Genomic DNA, 17,010 nt, shown 5'->3' on the forward strand with positions numbered 1-17,010 from the left:
ACTCGTACCGGACGGCCTTGCCGGGGCGCCTCTTCCCTGGCCGGAGATGCTCACACCGCCACCCGGTGCGGAGCTGAGGAAACCGCGGCCTCGCAGGCCGACGATCCAACTGGGGCCACTGAGGACCACCGGGGTGTCCAGCCGCCACCCACTGGCGAAACGCACCACGCGTCGGCGATCACCGCCCGGCGCGACGGCGGCCGCGGGCCGTCACTACCCCTTGGCCGCCGGACGATAGGTGCACACCTGAACGCCCGCACCGCTGGTGACGGCCGAGACCAGTTCGAGCGTGCGCAGTCCGCCGTCCTCGGGGAAGATCGACTTTCCGCCGCCCAGCAGCAGCGGCATGATCACGAGCCGGAGCTCGTCGACCAGGCCCTCGCTCAGCAGGCCGCGCACGAGCGTGGGGCTTCCCATGACCAGCAGGTCGCCGTCGCCCGTCTCGCGCAGCTCCTGGATGCGGGCGGTGAACTTCTCGCCGGGAATGCGCTCGGTGTTGCTCCACGTCAGGTCACCGTCGCCCAGGGTGTCGGTGACGACGTACTTCGGGAGGGCGTTCATCCGGTCGGCGAACGGGTCACCCGCGCGCTCGGGCCATGCCGCGGCCATCGTCTGCCAGGTGCGGCGGCCGAACAGCAGGGCCCCGGCCGTGCCCACCGATTCGCTGAAGGAGGCACCCACCACCTCCGCGTCGAAGAACGGGTGCGACCAGCCGCCGTGCGCGAAGCCGCCGTCCCTGTCCTCCTCGGCACCGCCCGGCGCCTGCACGACGCCGTCCAGGCTGATGAACTCGCTGATGATGATGCGCATGTCACTCGCTCCTCGGGCTGCGGATCAGACGTACAGGAAGAGAGACTGCCACTCCCTCCGGAACTCATCGTTGCCGGACGGCCCTGGGCCGTGTCCGCATGGTCCCGTCCGGCACGCGATGCCTGGCACGCACGCGCGCCGGGCGTACGAGGTGACTTCGCGGACACGACCTAGAACCCGCCGCCCCCGAAGTCCCCGCCGCCGCCGAAACCGCCGCCGTCACCGAAACCGCCGCCTCCGAAGCCCGAGGAGTCGAAGTCGGAGCCGGAGAAGTCGCCACCGCCGAAGTCGCCGCCCGCGCCGAAGTCACCGCCGCCGTACTCCGCCGCGTACGCCGGGGTGGACAGCATCGAGCCGAGCATGGTGCCGACCAGCAGGCCGGGGAGCAGGCCGCCGCCGAAGTAGCCGCCCGCCCAGGGGCCGTAGGCCGGGCCCGCCTCCCAGTAGGGGCGGCGGCTGCCGTCGCCCATGTCGACGGTGCGGCTCATCGGGTCCTCGCCGTCGCGCAGCCGGATCTCGTCGGCGCCGCAGACCGGGACCTCGCGTGCCGTACCGCCCGACGGGGTCCAGCGGACGTCGGCCACCGACGGGCCGTGGCGCGGGTCGAAGAAGCAGGGCGGGCGGCGCGCGGGCAGTTCGCCGCCGGTGCGCCGGGCCTCCAGGACGGCGAGCGAGAAGCGCCCGTCCTCCAGTGCCTGGGTCACCCCGCGCACGTCGGAGGGGTGCCGGGCGTGCTCCATACGCGATTTCGCGCTCTCGTAGGAGTCGAGGGCGCGTTCGTAATCCGCGCGCATCGAGTCGTCGGCGCCCGCCTCCGCCGGATGGAAGTCGAGCCGGTCCAGTGTCTCCCCGTACTCCGTGATGTCCTCGTCCACGACGACCCGGAGCTTGTCGAGCGCGGCCTGTTCCTCGGCCTCCTTGCGCCCGCGGTTGCGGCGCACGATCGTGTAGGCCCCCGCACCGCCGACGACCACCACCGCACCGATCGCGATCAGCCCGGCGGTGGACGAGCCCTGGCCGGACGAGGAGCCGCCCCAGGAGGCGGGAGCGTGGCCGCGGGCCTGTTCGACGGCGCGGTCGACGAAGGCGTTCAGCTGGATCGCGGCGCCGGGGCCCGCGCCCGGGGCCTTCACGGCAGCGGTGAGATTCCGGACCGCCTGCCCGGACATCACCTGCGGGTCGGCGCCCGCGTTGAAGCCGTTGCCGAGGCGTATCGCGTAGACGCCGGTGATCCCGGTGTCGGTGCGCAGCGTTCTGAGCACGCTCTGCGCGGGGAAGGCGGAATTCTGCGGCAGCACGGCCACGAACACCGGCTTGTCGGCGTCCTTGATCTTCTTCGTCAGGGCGGCGGCCTGGCTCCGGGAGAGCTGCCCGGCCGCGGCGGGATCGACGTACACCGGGCTCCTGCGCAGCGCCTGCGCCACGTCATTGACGGTGGAGGCGCTCGTCGCAGCGGGCGCGGCGGGCGCCAGCACCAGGGCGGCCGCCGACAGGATCAGCAGCAGTCCTGCCGGTAGCGCCGGGAGCAGGAGGGCCGGGAACGGTCTGTTCCGCATATCTCGAACGTAACCCACCCGGCCGACACGCGCGTGCCGGGACCAGGGCCGGGGGCCAGGGCCTCGGGCTTGTCATGTCCCGGGTCTTCCGGGCGGGAGTCCGGGGACGGGCGGAGCTTGTGCGCCGCCCGCCCCGGGGTCTCAGGCGGCCCGGTAGGCCGCCCTCAGCTTGGCCACCGCGCCGGTCAGATCACCGGTCAGCAGCAGGTGGTCGGCGTCCGCGAACGGCTTGGACACCGCTTCGCCCAGTTTGCCGCCGGTCTTCTGCTGGACCAGCAGCCGCGCCTGGCCGACGATGGTGCGGCCCACCTCCGTCCGGCCGAGGCCGGTCCGCTCGGCGACCTGGGCCGCCACGGCGAGCGCGGTGAGCGTCAGCTCGCCGCCGGCCGGGGGCTTCCTCAGTGTGGTCAGGCCCCAGCCGTAGGGGAACTGCGGGTCGTACGCCGCGTCCCCGACGTTGATCGGCAGCTGCGCCTCCGACTTCGGCCAGGTGACCGGCAGTTGTCCGGTGAAGGCCCGCTTTCCGTAGAGCACGTCGGCCACGCCGTCGCCCTCGGTGCCCGGCAGCCAGGAGGCCACCAGCGCGTCGATGCCGTCGAGCCGGTCACCGATGAGCTGCGGGCGGCCCGAGACGATCAGCACGGCGCACTTCATCGCGGCGCAGACCTTGTCGACCGCCGCCTTGTCGGCGGCGGACAGCTCCAGGCCGTGGCCGTTGCCGACGTCACCGACACCCTCCGCGTACGGGGTCTCCCCGACGACCACGACGCCGACGTCGTAGCCGTCCGTGGCGGCCGAGGCGTCCTTGGAGTACATGACCGAGGCGGCGTCCTTCTTCATGGCCGACAGGATCGTGGTGCCCGGGGTGATGTCGCCGGACGAGCCCTGCCAGCTGACGGTCCAGCCGCCGGCCTGGTTGCCGATGTCATCGGCGTTGGACCCGGCGACGTACACCTTCTGCGAGGACTTCAGCGGCAGCACGCCGCCGTCGTTCTTCAGCAGCACCTGGGACTTGGCGGCGGCCTCGCGGGCCACGGCGCGGTGCCCGGCCGAACCGACCTTGCCGAGGTTGCCCGTGTCGGCGTACGGCTTCTCGAACAGACCCAGCCGGAACTTCTGGGTCAGGATGCGGGAGACCGCGTCGTCGATCCGGGCCTGCGGGATACGGCCCGCGGTGACCTCGTCCTGGAGCGTCCTGGTGAACTCCTTGTACGCGGTCGGCACCATGATCATGTCCAGTCCGGCGTTGATGGAGGTGCGGACGTCGCTCGCGTAGTCGCCGGGGATCTGGTCGATCGCCTGCCAGTCGCTGATGACGAAGCCCTCGAAGCCCATCCGGTCCTTCAGCACACCGTTGATCATCTCGGCGTCGGCGTGCATCTTCACCGGGCCCTTGCCGTCCCCGATGATGTCGAGCGAGGAGTACGAGGGCATGACCGTGCCGATGCCGCGCTTGACGGCCTCGCCGAACGGGGCGAGGTGGACGGCTTCGAGCTCCTGTCGGGTGACCTTGGTGACGCCCTGGTCGATGGGGTACGAGCCGGTGGTGGAGGAACCGTACTCCGTACCGCCGTCGCCGACGAAGTGCTTGGCGGTGGCCAGTACCTTGTCGCTCCGGGCCAGGTCCTTGCCGGACGCGGCGCCCTGCATGCCCTGGATCACCGTCTCCAGCGACTCGACGAGAGCCGGGTCCTCGCCGTACGACTCGTAGGAGCGGCCCCAGCGTTCGTCGCGCGAGACGCAGAGGCAGGGCGCGAAGTCCCACGGGATGCCGGTGGCGCGGACCTCGCTCGCGGTGACGGCGCCGGTCTGCTCGACCGTCTTCGGGTCACGGGTGGCGCCGAGGCCGACGTTGTGCGGCATGATCGTCGAGCCGACGACGTTGTTGTGGCCGTGCACCGCGTCCACGCCGTAGATCAGCGGGATCTGGAAGCGGGTCGCCCGGGCGCGCAGCTGGTAGGAGTCCACCGTCTTGGCCCACGCCTCGGGGGTGTTGGGCGTGGGGACCGAGCCGCCGCCGGAGAGCAGCGAGCCGAGGTCGTAGCCCGCGATGTCGCCCTGCGAGGTGAGCGCGTTGCGCTCGGCCTGGGTCATCTGGCCGGCCTTCTCGGCGGGCGACATCCGGGCGAGCAGGTCGGCGACCCGCTTCTTCACCGGCAGCTTGGCGTCCTGGTAGGGCAGCCCGTGGGCGTCGATGACGACCTGCGGGTTCTCCTTCGGCGGCTTGGCGCCGGTGACGGTGAGTTCGAGCGGGATCGTCTTGGCCGAGGCCGCTCCCGATGTCTTCCTCGTCGCGACGGAGACCCGGTGCGAGGTGCCGGACGCGGTGCCGGCGGGGAAGGTGTAGGTGCCGCTGACCGGGGTGTAGTCGGTGCCGGACGCCGCGCTGCCGCCCTTGGTCTCGTACTCGACGGTGACGGGCTCCTCCAGCGGTGCCGAACCGGTGGTGACGACGGAGAGGTCGATGCCGGCGGTGCCGCCCTGCTTGACCGGGTGCACGGCCGCGTCGGCGGTGACGCTCGCCTTCAGGGCCGGGTCGGCCTTTCCGTACAGCTCCACGCCGTCCATGGCGAACGAGCCGGGGGCGCCGGTCGGCAGGGTGAGGGCGTAGCCCCACATCTCATCGAGGCCGAGGATCTGGTCGATGCCGCCGACGGGCTGGTAGTCGGCCCGGTAGGTGAAGTCGGCGAAGGGGATCTCGACCTGGTGCCAGCCCTCCCAGTCGTCGGTGAAGGAGGTGGTCCACAGCTCGGACGCCTCGCCGTCGGCGCCGCCGTCCTTGATCTCGAAGCTGATCCTCTTGCCCGAACCGGGGGGCAGGGGCGCGGTGTTCTGCCCGTACCACCAGAAGCGGATGCCCTTGTGCGCGGACCAGTCGTGGGCGGGCCGGTCGGCGGCGTAGTCGTGGCTGAGTCCGCCGTAGCCGCTGATGTCGTAGGTGCCTTCGAGGACCTTGGCGCCCTCGGGGGCGTCCGCGCGCTCCTTGATCGCCAGGGTCGGCGGGTCGTCGGCGTCGCCGCCCCAGGTGAAGATCCCCTCGGCGGGCTGGTTCGCGAACGGGACCTCGCCCTCGAACCGGTCGATGGCGACGGGTGCGGGATCGTCGGCGGCGGGTGCGGCCGCGCTGGGTGCGGCCCCGGCGAGCAGGCCGGCCAGGACGGTGGCGGCGGCGAGGGCGGCCGTCGTGGGTCTCGACCGGTGGCGGGTGCGTGGTGGCATGGGTGCGCTCCTTCGTACGGTGCCGCGCGCGGCACAGCGGGTGCTGTGCCGCGCGCCGGGTGCGGGTAGGACCGGGGCCTTGCTGCTTGTGCTGGGTTGCTGCTTCTTCTGTTCTCTTACTTCTTCTGCTCGACCTTGACCCAGTCGATCTCGGCCTTGATGCCGCCCTGGGCGATCCGGTCGACGCTGGACTGCGGCAGGCCCCAGTACGGCTCGGTGACCTGGTTCCAGCCGGCGGGGTAGGCGCCGCCGAGCGCCAGGTTGAGGATCACGTACTGGTTGTGGTCGTAGACCCACTGGCCGCGGGTGGACTCCAGCTTCTGGCGGGAGGTCCGCTGGACGACCCGGTCGTCGACGGTGAACGTCATACCTTCGGCCGTCCACTCGACGCCGTAGGTGTGCCACGCGTCGGCGCGGCCGCCGTCCGGGTAGGTCTGCTGCTTCCCGATGTTGCCGTCGGCGGAGTAGCCGGGTCCGTGCAGCGCGGAGCTGGTCCAGTCCCCGTAGCCGATGTTCTCCGGCGGCGAGGGTCAACAGCGCGGCGGTGGTGGCTGCCAGAGTCGTACGAGAGGGCACGGTGGGGCTCCCGTTCGTATCAATGGGGCTGCGCGACTGCGCGCGGGCGCGGCTACGCGTTGCGGGTGTGGTGGATGGTGTCGCGGTACCACTTGGCGCTGTCCTTGAGCGTCCGCACCTGCGTGTCGTAGTCGACGCGGACGATGCCGAATCGCTTGTCGTAGCCGTAGGACCACTCGAAGTTGTCCATCAGCGACCAGGCGAAGTAGCCCCGGACGTCGGCCCCTTGGGCGCGGGCGGCGGCGACGGCGGCGATGTGGTCGGCGAGATAGGTGGTGCGGTCGGCGTCGTGGATCTCGCCGTCCGCGGAGACGGTGTCGTCGAAGGCGGCGCCGTTCTCGGTGATGACCGTCGGGAGTCCGTAGTCCTTCTCCAGACGGACGAGCAGGTCGGTGAGGGCGGTGGGGGTGATCTCCCAGTCCATCGCGGTGCGGGGCAGATCGCGCTCGACGACGCGGGTCACGGGCAGTCCTTCGGCATCCGTCGTCGCGCCTTCCTCGGTCACGCCGGAGAAGAGGGAGCCGCGGTAGAAGTTGACGCCGAGGACGTCCAGCGGGGTGGCGATGACCGCCAGGTCACCGTCCTGGACGGGGAGTTCGACGCCCTGCGCGGCGAGGTCGGTGACGATGTCCTCGGGGTAGGCGCCCTTGACGACCGGGTCGAGGTAGAGGCGGCAGCCGAGTCCGTCGGCGCGGCGGGCGGCCTCGGCGTCCTCATGGCTGTCCGTCTCGGGGGTGGCGGTGCCCAGGTTGAGGGTGAGGCCGAGTTCGAGTTCGTTGCCGCGTGCGGCGGCCTGTTCCCGCAGGTGCTGCGAGGCGAGGCCGTGGCCCAGCAGCAGGTGGTGGACGGCGTGGATCGCCTCGCCGAAGTTCTGCCGGCCGGGGGCCTGGTTGCCGTACGCGTAACCGAGCATCGCCGAGCACCACGGCTCGTTCAGCGTGGTCCAGTGCTTCACCCGGTCGCCCAGGGCGTCGTAGGCGAGGGCGGCGTACTCGGCGAACCGGTAGGCGGTGTCACGGGCCGGCCAGCCGCCCGCGTCCTCCAGCTCCTGCGGCAGGTCCCAGTGGTAGAGGGTGACCCAGGGGGTGACGCCCTTGGCGTCCAGCTCGTCGACCAGGCGCTTGTAGAAGTCCAGGCCCTTCGCGTTGGCGGGGCCCCGGCCGCCGGGCTGGATGCGCGGCCAGGCCAGCGAGAAGCGGTACGTGTCGACGCCCAGGCCGGCGATCAGCGAGACGTCCTCGGGCATCCGGTGGTAGTGGTCACAGGCCACGTCGCCGTTCTCGCCGCGGACGACCATGCCCGGCACCCTGCAGTACGTGTCCCAGATCGAGGGCGTTCTGCCGTCCTCGGCCGCCGCTCCCTCGATCTGGTAGGCGGCTGTGGCGACGCCCCAGCGGAAGTCAGCGGGCAGACCGGACACGGCCTGGGCGGTGATCTCGCGGGCGTAGGCCTGGGGGGTGACGAGGTTCATGGTTCTCCTGTGGTGTGCGTGGCGTAGTGCGCCAGGCCGTGTCGTCAGACTGCCGTCGTCGCCCGAAGGGCGGCCGCGGGGCGTCTGGTGCGTGCGATCGCAAGGCACCGGGATGGACTCGGACGGGGTCTCCCCTGCTCGAACGCAGTTGAGAGCTCGGGGAAGGAGCTACAAGGGCATTCCGGTAACGCGGGAGGGGGCCCCTCCCTGCTCGAGCGAAGCCGAGAGCTTGGGGGAGTGCGTGCCAGACGCCGCGCGGCAGGCGGCAGTTTGACGACACGGCCTAGGACCGGGCGGCCGGGACGGTGGCTGCGGCCGGGGCCTCCCGGTGGAGCCAGCAGGCCACCGAGCGGGAGCTGTCGCCGTCCGGCGCGGCGAGCACCGGGACGTGGGTGTCGCAGCCCTCGACCTTCTTGGCGCAGCGGGGGTGGAAGGCGCAGCCGGCGGGCATCGCGGACAGGTGCGGGGGCGAGCCCGGGATGCCGCTGAGTTCGCGGCGGGGGCCGTGCAGTGCGGGGAAGGAGTGCAGCAGTCCGTCGCTGTAGGGGTGGCGGGGGTCGCGGTAGATGTCGGAGGAGCCGGCCTCCTCGACGATCCGGCCGCCGTACATGATCGCGATCCGGTCGGAGAACTCGATCAGGAGCGAGATGTCGTGCGTGATGAAGACGACCGAGAAGCCGAGCTCCTCACGGAGCTTGACCAGCTGGCGCAGGATCTGGCGCTGCATGACGACGTCGAGGGCCGTCGTGGGCTCGTCCATGATGACGATCTCGGGTTCCAGCGCGAGTGCCATCGCGATCATCACGCGCTGGCGCATTCCGCCGGAGAGCTGGTGCGGGTAGGCCCCGAGCCGGTCGGCGGAGATCCCGACGAGTTTCAGCAGTTCCTCGGCGCGTGCGGTGCGTGCCGCCCGCTTCATCTCCGGGCGGTGGGCCTGGAGTACGTCGGTGAGCTGGCTGTGGACCGTGTGGACCGGGTTGAGGGAGTTCATCGCGCCCTGGAACACGATCGACAGCTCCTGCCAGCGGAAGGCCCGGAGTTCGGGCGCCGACAGGGTCAGCAGGTCGAGCGTCTGGCCGTCGCGCTGGTGGTAGCGGACCTCGCCGCCGGTGATCACGCCGGGCGGGGAGAGCAGCCGGGTGACGGCGTACGCCAGGGTGGACTTGCCGGAGCCCGACTCGCCGGCGAGGCCGAGGACTTCGCCCCGGTGCAGGGTGAGGTCGATGTCGCGCAGCGCGTGCACGGCGTCGTCGCCGGTCCCGTAGTCGACGTTGAGGCCGCTGATGGTGAGGACGGGCTCGCTCATGAGCGGGTCTCCTTGTCGTGCCTGCCGCGCGCCGCGGCCTTGTCCGTACCGCGAGCCACGGGGGTGAAGCCGACCCGCATCCGGACCTTGCGGGAGCCGCCGGTCTCGGTGCGCAGGCGCGGGTTGACGAATTCGTCGATGCCGAAGTTGATGAGGGCGAGGGACATGCCGAGCAGGGCGATGCAGAGCCCGGCCGGGACGAACCACCACCACGCGCCCTGGGCCAGGGCCTGGTTGGACTGCGCCCAGAACAGGACGGTCCCCCAGTTCCAGTTGGAGATGTCGGCGACGCCGATGAAGGCGAGGGTGATCTCGGAGAGGATGGCGAAGATGACCGTGCCGACGAAGCCGGAGGCGATGACGGCGGTCAGGTTGGGCATCACCTCGAACAGGATGATCCGCCAGGTCGACTCGCCGGTGGCGCGGGCCGCCTCGATGTAGTCCCGGCGGCGCAGCGAGAGCGTCTGGGCGCGCAGCACGCGGGCGCCCCAGGCCCAGGAGGTCAGGGCGATGACGGTCGCGATGAGCAGGTCGCCCGCGTCGGAGACGAAGCTGGCGATGATGATGATCAGCGGCAGTCCGGGGATGACGAGGAAGACGTTGGAGAGCAGCGAGAGCACCTCGTCGGTGGTGCCGCCGAGGAAGCCGGCGCTGACGCCGATCAGCACGGACAGGATCGTGGCGAGGATGCCGGCGGTGAATCCGACGACCAGCACGCCCCGGGTGCCGACGAGGATCTGCGAGAGGACGTCCTGACCGGTCTGGGTGGTGCCGAACCAGTGGGCCCCGGAGGGCGGCTGGAGCAGTTCCTTGCCCATGGTGTCCGGGTCGTACGGGGCGATCCACGGGCCGATGACGGCGATCAGCACGAAGAAGAGCAGGATGCCGAGTCCGATGACGGTCTTGCGTCCGCGCAGGAACCGGAACCTGCGCTTGCTGGGCGCCGGGGTCTCTGTCGCGTCGAGTACAGCGACCTCTGTGGCGGTGACGGCCATGTCCTAGGCCTCCCTTCGGGTACGGGGGTCGAGGATCATGTAGAGCACGTCGGCGAGGAGGTTCGCGGCGAGGACGGAGAGCGTGATGATCAGGAAGACGCCCTGCATCAGGGGGTAGTCCTTGGCTCCCACGCCCTGGAAGAGCTGGTATCCGATGCCCGGGTAGGAGAAGACCATCTCCACGAGCAGGGTGCCGCCGACGATGAAGCCGAGCGAGAGCGCGAAGCCGGAGATGTTGGGCAGGATCGCGTTGCGGGCCGCGTACCCGAACATCACCCGGCGCTCGGAGAGCCCCTTGGCCTGGGCGACCATGACGTAGTCCTCGGAGGAGACCGTCACCATCATGTTGCGCATGCCGAGGATCCAGCCGGCGACCGCGCTGAGCACGATGGTGAGGCCGGGCAGCACCCCGTGGTAGAGCGCGCTGGAGATGAACGGCCAGTCGAAGGCGGGCACGAGCGAGTTGTCGTAGCCGCCGGCGGCCGGGAAGAACGGCCACTTCACGGCGAACAGCGAGATGGCGATGAGGCCGAGCCAGAAGTACGGGATCGCGGAGATGAAGGTGGTGACGGGCAGCAGGCTGTCCATCCAGGAGCCGCGCCGCCAGCCGGTGAAGACGCCGATCCCGGTGCCGAGGACGAAGCTGATCAGCGTGGTGATGCCGACGAGGGCGAGCGTCCACGGCAGCGACTGGGCGATCACCTCGCTCACCGGTGTGGGGAAGAAGGTGAAGGACAGGCCGAGGTCGCCGTCGAGCAGATGACCCCAGTAGGAGGTGTACTGCTGCCAGAGCGACTGGTGCTTGTCCAGGCCGAAGAGGGCCTTGAGGGAGGCGATGGCGCTGGTGTCCAGCTGTCCCTGGAAGCGGGCGATGAGGGCCTGCACCGGGTCGCCGGGCATCAGCCGCGGGATGAGGAAGTTGATCGTGATCGCGGCCCAGGCGGTGACCAGGTAGAAGGCGAGCCTCTGGAGCAGGTACTTCACTTCGCGGCCTCCTTCTCGTGGTCACCGTCGCGGCCGGCTCCGTCGGCGTACAGCCAGCAGGCCGCCCACTGGCCGTCGGCCAGGTCGAAGCGCGGCGGCAGTTCGGAGCGGCAGCGCTCCATCGCCTTGGGGCAGCGCGGGTGGAAGCGGCAGCCGGCCGGTGGCGCGATGAGCGAGGGGGGCTCGCCGCTGCCGGTCTCCTCCTGCTCCTCCTCGGCGACCACTCGGTCCGGGTCGGGCGCCGAGGCGATCAGCAGCTGGGTGTAGGGGTGTGCGGGGCGCTGGGTGACGGTCTCGCTGTCACCGCCCTCCACGATCCGGCCCGCGTACATCACCAGCGTGGAGTCCGCGAAGTAGCGGGCGGAGGCGATGTCGTGGGTGATGTAGAGGATCGCGAGGTGCATGCGGTCCTTGAGGTCCTTGAGCAGGTTGAGCACCCCGAGCCGGATCGAGACGTCCAGCATCGAGACGGGCTCGTCGGCCAGGAGGACCTGGGGGTCGGCGCCGAGCGCGCGGGCGATGGCCACGCGCTGGCGCTGACCTCCCGACAGCTCGTGCGGGAACTTGTCCAGGTACTGATGAGGAGGAGTCAGCTGGACGCGGTTCAGCAGAGCGGTCAGGTTCTGTTCCAGTTCCGCCTCGCCGTTCCCCGCCCGGCCGTGGATCTTCAGGGCCCGGGTGAGGTGGTAGCGCACGGTGTGCACCGGGTTCAGCGAGGCGAACGGGTCCTGGAAGATGAGCTGGACCCGGCGTACGTAACTGCGGAAGGACCGGCCACGTCCGGCCTTCACCGGCTGGCCGCCCAGGTGGATCTCGCCCTCGGTGAGCGGATACAGCTGGGCGAGCAGTCTGGCGACGGTGGACTTCCCGGAGCCCGACTCCCCCACCAGCGCCGTGACGGTGCCGCGCCGCAGTTTCAGCGAGACGTCGTCGACGGCGTGGACGCTGCGGCGCTTGCCCGCGAGGAGATCGCGGCCGGTGCGCCGCACGGCGAAGTGTTTGGTGACTCCGCGTGCTTCGAGCACGACGTGGTTCTTTTCGAGCTGTTCAGACATGGCCGGTACCTGGATCCCTGGGTCCTACTTCTTCGACGGCTTGAGCTTCAGCACGACTTCCAGCGACGAGGGCTGGGTGTGCTGCGGGTCGGCGTACGGGTCGGCCTCGGTGGGCCAGCCCACCCAGTTCTTGGTGGAGTACTCGGCCCCGATGGGGGCGGCGGCGGTGGGGATCATCGGCGCCTGCTCGACCATGATCTTCTGCAGGGTGTTCATCGCGGTGATGCGGGTGGTGTCGGTCGTGGCGTTGGCGAAGTCCTTGAGCGCCTCGGTGGCCTCGGTGTTCTTGAAGCGGCCGAAGTTGCCGAGCTGGGAGGCCTTGCCGATGGGCTGGAGCAGCGCGCCGTCCATGATGTTCTGGTACATGTCGTACGGGGTGGCGCCGCTGTTGGTCCAGTGCAGGGTGGCGTCGAAGTTGCCGTTGGCGACGTCCGCGCCCCAGGCCTCGGCGGTCTGGGTCTTGACCTTGGCCTCGATGCCGAGCTTCTTGATGTTGTCCTTGATGATCGCGAGGCCGGTGATGTAGTCGTTCCAGCCGGCCGGGTCGGTGAAGGTCAGCTTCACCGGCTTGCCGCTCGGGTCCTTCAGCACTCCGCCGCTGAGCGTGAAGCCGGCCTTGTCGAGGATCTTCTTGGCGCCCTCGACATCGGGCTTCGTGGTGGCGTTCTTGTACTCGGGTGCGATGAAGGACTTGCCGGCGGGCAGCGGGATGCCGGTCGGGTTGGTGATCTCCGGGTAGAGGGTCGCCTCGGCCTGGGTGTAGATCGCGTTGCGGTCGACGACCATCGCCATGGCCTTGCGCAGCGCCGGGTTGTCGAACGGCTTGCGGGCGGTGTTGAACCACAGTCCGTGGATGCCGAGCCCGGAGGGGAACCACAGCTTGTGGTTCTTGGGGTCCTTGGCGATGTACAGCTGCTTGTAGTTCGGCATGAAGACGAACGACCACTCGAGCTTGCCGCCGGCCAGGGCGGTGGTGGCGGCGCTGTTGTCGTTGTACGTGCTGTACCGCAGCTCCTTGACCTTCGTCGCGCCCTTCCAGTAGGTGGGCGTGGCGGTCAGGGTGGTGGTCTGCGGGGTGAACGTCTTCAGCTTGTACGGGCCCGAACCGACGGGGGTCCGGTTGGGCCAGGTCTCCGGGTCCTTGACGCCTTCCCAGATGTGCTTGGGCACGATGAACTGCTGGATGATCTTGTTCTGGTTGACGTACTGCGAGTCGTCGAAGGTCAGCACGACCTTCTTGCCCTGGACCTCGACCCCGTCGTAGGCGATGCCGTTGCCGTTGAGTGCCGGGTGCTTCTTCAGCAGGTTGAAGGTGAACGCCACGTCCTGGGCGGTCAGCGGCTTGCCGTCGGCCCACTTGGCCTTGTCGTCGAGGGTGAAGGTGACCTTGGTGAAGTTGAGCTCCCACTTCCAGGACGTCGCCAGCCACGGGTCGGCCTTGTCGGCGGGCCGGATCTGGCTCGTCATCGCCAGCGGCTCGTAGATCATGTAGCGGTAACCGAGGGTGGCACCCGCCGAGGTGTTGAGGAACGGGTTGCTGTTGTTCGTCTGCGGCCCGTCCGGCTTGCCCAGCGTCAGGACTCCTGACGCGGCGCCGCCGCCCTTGTTGGCGTTCGAGTTGGCTGACGAGCATCCGGCGGCGAGCGCGACCACCGCGGTGGCGAGCGCGACCGCTCTGAGCGTGTGGTGACGGCGTGCGGACATGGCGACTCCAGGAGGGACTGGCGGGTCTGGGAGATCCGGGAACGGGCAGCGCTCGGCGCGCCGGGTACGGGCGGTGCGGGTGCGGTGCGGGCGCGCAGCCGGCTGCTGCACGGAGTACGGGAGCGGTGGGGCCGGTCCGGCCCCGGCCGCTAGGGCGCCGAGTGGCGCACGACCAGTTCGGTGGGCAGCACGAGGGGTGCGTCGGGTACGGGCGTGCCGCCGAGGTGGGAGAGCAGCATCCGTGCGGCCGTCTCACCCATCTGCCGGGTGGGCTGGCGCACGGTGGTCAGCGGCGGTTCGGTGTGCTCGGCCATCGGGATGTCGTCGAAGCCGACCACCGCGATGTCGCCGGGAACGGACCGTCCCGCGGCGCGCAGCGCCCGCAGCACGCCTGCCGCCGTGATGTCGTTGTGTGCGAAGACCGAGTCGAACTCCACGCCGGAGGCGATGAGTTGCTCCACGGCCAGCCGGCCGCAGACCTCGGTGAAGTCCCCGCGGACGATGAGATCGGTGGGCAGCACGGAGACGAATCCGGCAAGCCGGTCGCGTACGCAGCCGAAGTCCTGGGGGCCGGTGATGACCAGGGGCCTGGTGCGGCCGGCAGCCCGCAGATGGCGGGCGGCCGACGCGCCTCCTTCGTGGTTGGTGGTCACGACGGAGGGGAACTCGGGGTGGTGGCCGCGATCGTCGATCAGCACGATCGGCAGACCACCGCGGTGCAGTGCGGTGAGGTGGTCGAGGGTGTTCTCGGGTTCGACCACGACCAGTCCGTCGAAGGCCCGCGCCGACACCTGGCTGGTGAAGCGCTCCACGGACTCGGCCCCGCGGTTGCAGGTGAAGAGCAGCAGCCCGTAGTCGGCGGCCTCGACGGTGTCGACGACGCCCTGAAGCACTTCGCCCATCCACGGCCAGGTCAGCGAGGGCACCAGCATGCCGACCGTACGGCTGCTGCCGCGGGCCAGACCGACGGCGCCCGAGCTGGGCACGTAACCGAGCTGTGCGATCACTTCACGAACACGGGCGGCCGTTGAACCGTCCACTTCGCCCTTGGTGTTGATGACCCGGGACACGGTCGTCTTGCTGACGCCGGCCTCGCGGGCGACATCAGCGATGGTGACACGCATCGGGGGCCTCCAGGACACAACAGGACAGAGAGAGCAGCCGGTCATGGAACCGGTACCGCAACCGGTTCCGGAACCGGTACCGGCGTTGGTGGCGTGAGTTAACCCCGCCGGAACAGAGCCGTCAATACTTCACACCGAGATTGGTCCGTACCCATCCGGCGAGCTGCGAGGAACACCGGTGCGTTCAAGTTCTGAACACGAACCCTCTTGACGTGAGCACGTAAGAGCAGTTCACTCACGCCTCGTTCGACGGCACGTTCCCCACGCTCCCGCCGAGGAAGGTCTTGAGCATGATCCGATCAGGAAGAGCCGTACGGGTGCTGCTCGCCGCAGCGCTCGCCACCGCCGGTCTCACCGGGCTCTCGTCCGGCACCGCCCAGGCCGCGGGCGAGACCGTCAACATCGCCCTGACCACCACCGATGACTCGGGCGGCCGCCATGTCACCCGGGGCCTCCAGGCCCAGACCCCGGTCGCCTTCACGTCCGGGAACGGCGGCGGCGGAACGAACATCACCGTCGACGAGAACACCCGGTACCAGACCTTCACCGGCGGCGGCGCCTCGTTCACCGACACCGCCGCGTACCTGATGAAGAGCAGCGGGGCGCTGAGCCAGGCGACCCGGGACGCCACGATGAAGAAGCTGTTCTCCCCCACGGACGGCATCGGGCTCTCGTTCGTACGCAACCCGATGGGCGGCTCCGACCTCGCCAGGACCGGCTACACCTACGACGACCTCCCCGCCGGGCAGACCGACCCGGCGCTCGGGAAATTCTCGATCGCACACGATCTTCAGGACGTGCTCCCGCTCACCAAGCAGGCCAGGGAACTGAACCCGGCCCTGACGACGGTGGCGTCCCCGTGGACGGCTCCGGCCTGGATGAAGGACAACGGGCAGCTGAACGGCGGCTGGCTGAAGGCGGAGAACTACGGCACGTACGCCGACTACTTCGTGAAGTACCTCCAGGCCTACCGGGACCAGGGCGTCCCGGTCGACTACGTCACCGCGCAGAACGAGCCGACCTGCTGTGCCGGCTACCCCTCGATGAGCTGGAACGGCTCCGGGCTCGCCTACTTCACCAAGAGCGAGCTGCTGCCCGGACTCCAGTCGGCCGGCCTGTCCACCAAGGTACTGGCGCACGACTGGAACTGGGACACCTACGACGAGTACGCCGCCGCCACCGTGAACGACGCGGAGGTGCGCAACCACCCCAACTTCGGCGGAATCGCCTGGCACGGGTACGGCGGTGACGTCGCCAAGCAGACGGCGGTGCACGACCAGTACCCCTCGACGGACGCCTTCCAGACCGAGCACTCGGGCGGCACCTGGATCGCCGACCAGCAGCGCGAGGACATGCTGAACATCATCGACTACACCCGCAACTGGGCGAAGTCGGTGACCAAGTGGTCCCTCGCCGTGGACCAGAACCGCGGCCCGCACAACGGCGGCTGCGGCACCTGCGACGGGCTGATCACCGTGCACGACGGCGACGGCAGCAGCGGACAGGTCGACTACAACATCGAGTACTACACGATGGGCCACCTGACCAAGTTCGTCCGCCCGGGAGCCTCCCGGATCGCCTCCACGGCCAGCTCCACCGTGCCCAACGTCGCCTGGCGCAACCCGGACGGCTCGAAGGCGCTGATCGCGTACAACGGCGGCGGCTCGGCGCAGCAGATCACCGTCAACTGGGGCGGCAGCACGTTCACCTACTCGCTGCCGGCCCGCACGTCCGCTACCTTCACCTGGTCCGGCACCCCGTCCGGCTCGGCGGGCACGTCCGGAGCCCTGGCGTCGGGCGGCAAGTGCCTGGACGCCACCGGCAACACGGCCGCCGACGGCACCCCGGCCCAGCTCTGGGACTGCACCGGCGCGGCGAACCAGCGCTGGACGCTGCCGGGCGACGGCTCGGTCCGCACGCTGGGCGCCTGCCTCGACGTCGCGGGCGGCGCGACGGCGAACGGAGCGAAGGTCCAGCTGTACACCTGCAACGGTTCCGGGGCACAGCGCTGGACGTACGACGCGGCGACGGGTGACGTCGTCAACCCGGCCTCGGGCAAGTGCCTGGACGTCACCGACCGGTCGACGGCGAACGGCGCCCGCACCCAGATCTGGACGTGCACGGGAGCGGCCAACCAGAAGTGGCACCTGGGGTAGCCGAGGCGCGCTCCCCGGCCGCGGACCGGGTCCGGTCCGCGGCCGGGGAGCGCC

The 17,010-nt window shown here is 70.1% G+C and carries 11 protein-coding genes and 1 pseudogene; 1 reads left to right on the plus strand and 11 read right to left on the minus strand.

Annotation, left to right across the window (positions count from 1 at the left end):
• Positions 1-213: 213 nt before the first annotated feature.
• The 11 genes and pseudogenes from AB0I52_RS09145 to AB0I52_RS09195 form a co-directional block, all read right to left on the minus strand.
• A complete protein-coding gene (locus AB0I52_RS09145; protein ID WP_363070415.1) occupies positions 214-810 on the minus strand; it encodes a dihydrofolate reductase family protein in 597 nt (198 codons plus the stop codon).
• A gap of 170 nt (positions 811-980) precedes the next feature.
• Complete coding sequence (locus AB0I52_RS09150; RefSeq protein WP_363070417.1) at positions 981-2,366, minus strand: hypothetical protein; 1,386 nt, start codon at positions 2,364-2,366, stop codon at positions 981-983.
• A gap of 141 nt (positions 2,367-2,507) precedes the next feature.
• On the minus strand, positions 2,508-5,585 hold the full coding sequence (locus tag AB0I52_RS09155; RefSeq protein ID WP_363070419.1) for a glycoside hydrolase family 3 N-terminal domain-containing protein: 3,078 nt from the start codon (positions 5,583-5,585) through the stop codon (positions 2,508-2,510).
• A 116-nt stretch (positions 5,586-5,701) separates the two neighbouring features.
• Positions 5,702-6,103 (minus strand): annotated as a pseudogene (locus tag AB0I52_RS09160) (family 16 glycosylhydrolase); the annotation flags it as partial.
• 110 nt (positions 6,104-6,213) lie between these two features.
• Complete coding sequence (locus AB0I52_RS09165; RefSeq protein WP_363070421.1) at positions 6,214-7,632, minus strand: GH1 family beta-glucosidase; 1,419 nt, start codon at positions 7,630-7,632, stop codon at positions 6,214-6,216.
• 283 nt (positions 7,633-7,915) lie between these two features.
• Positions 7,916-8,938, minus strand: coding sequence for an ABC transporter ATP-binding protein (locus AB0I52_RS09170; RefSeq protein WP_363070423.1), 1,023 nt, complete (start codon positions 8,936-8,938; stop codon positions 7,916-7,918).
• Entirely contained in the window at positions 8,935-9,933 is a 999-nt protein-coding gene (locus AB0I52_RS09175) for an ABC transporter permease (RefSeq protein ID WP_363070425.1), read from the minus strand. Before AB0I52_RS09175 ends, AB0I52_RS09170 begins: the two co-directional genes overlap by 4 nt.
• A gap of 3 nt (positions 9,934-9,936) precedes the next feature.
• A complete protein-coding gene (locus AB0I52_RS09180; RefSeq protein ID WP_363070427.1) occupies positions 9,937-10,917 on the minus strand; it encodes an ABC transporter permease in 981 nt (326 codons plus the stop codon).
• On the minus strand, positions 10,914-11,972 hold the full coding sequence (locus tag AB0I52_RS09185; RefSeq protein WP_363070429.1) for an ABC transporter ATP-binding protein: 1,059 nt from the start codon (positions 11,970-11,972) through the stop codon (positions 10,914-10,916). Before AB0I52_RS09185 ends, AB0I52_RS09180 begins: the two co-directional genes overlap by 4 nt.
• 24 nt (positions 11,973-11,996) lie before the next feature.
• Complete coding sequence (locus AB0I52_RS09190) at positions 11,997-13,676, minus strand: ABC transporter substrate-binding protein (protein ID WP_363070431.1); 1,680 nt, start codon at positions 13,674-13,676, stop codon at positions 11,997-11,999.
• A gap of 149 nt (positions 13,677-13,825) precedes the next feature.
• Positions 13,826-14,800 (minus strand): LacI family DNA-binding transcriptional regulator, encoded by a 975-nt coding sequence (locus AB0I52_RS09195; protein WP_363070433.1) that lies wholly within the window; start codon positions 14,798-14,800, stop codon positions 13,826-13,828.
• A gap of 290 nt (positions 14,801-15,090) precedes the next feature.
• Here AB0I52_RS09195 and AB0I52_RS09200 point away from each other — a divergent pair, with 290 nt between their 5' ends.
• Positions 15,091-16,956: a ricin-type beta-trefoil lectin domain protein gene (locus AB0I52_RS09200; protein WP_363070435.1), complete on the plus strand. Its 1,866-nt coding sequence runs from the start codon at positions 15,091-15,093 to the stop codon at positions 16,954-16,956.
• Positions 16,957-17,010 lie beyond the last annotated feature (54 nt).

Source organism: Streptomyces sp. NPDC050423 (genome assembly GCF_040655445.1).
In the GTDB taxonomy this organism is placed as follows: Bacteria; Actinomycetota; Actinomycetes; order Streptomycetales; family Streptomycetaceae; genus Streptomyces.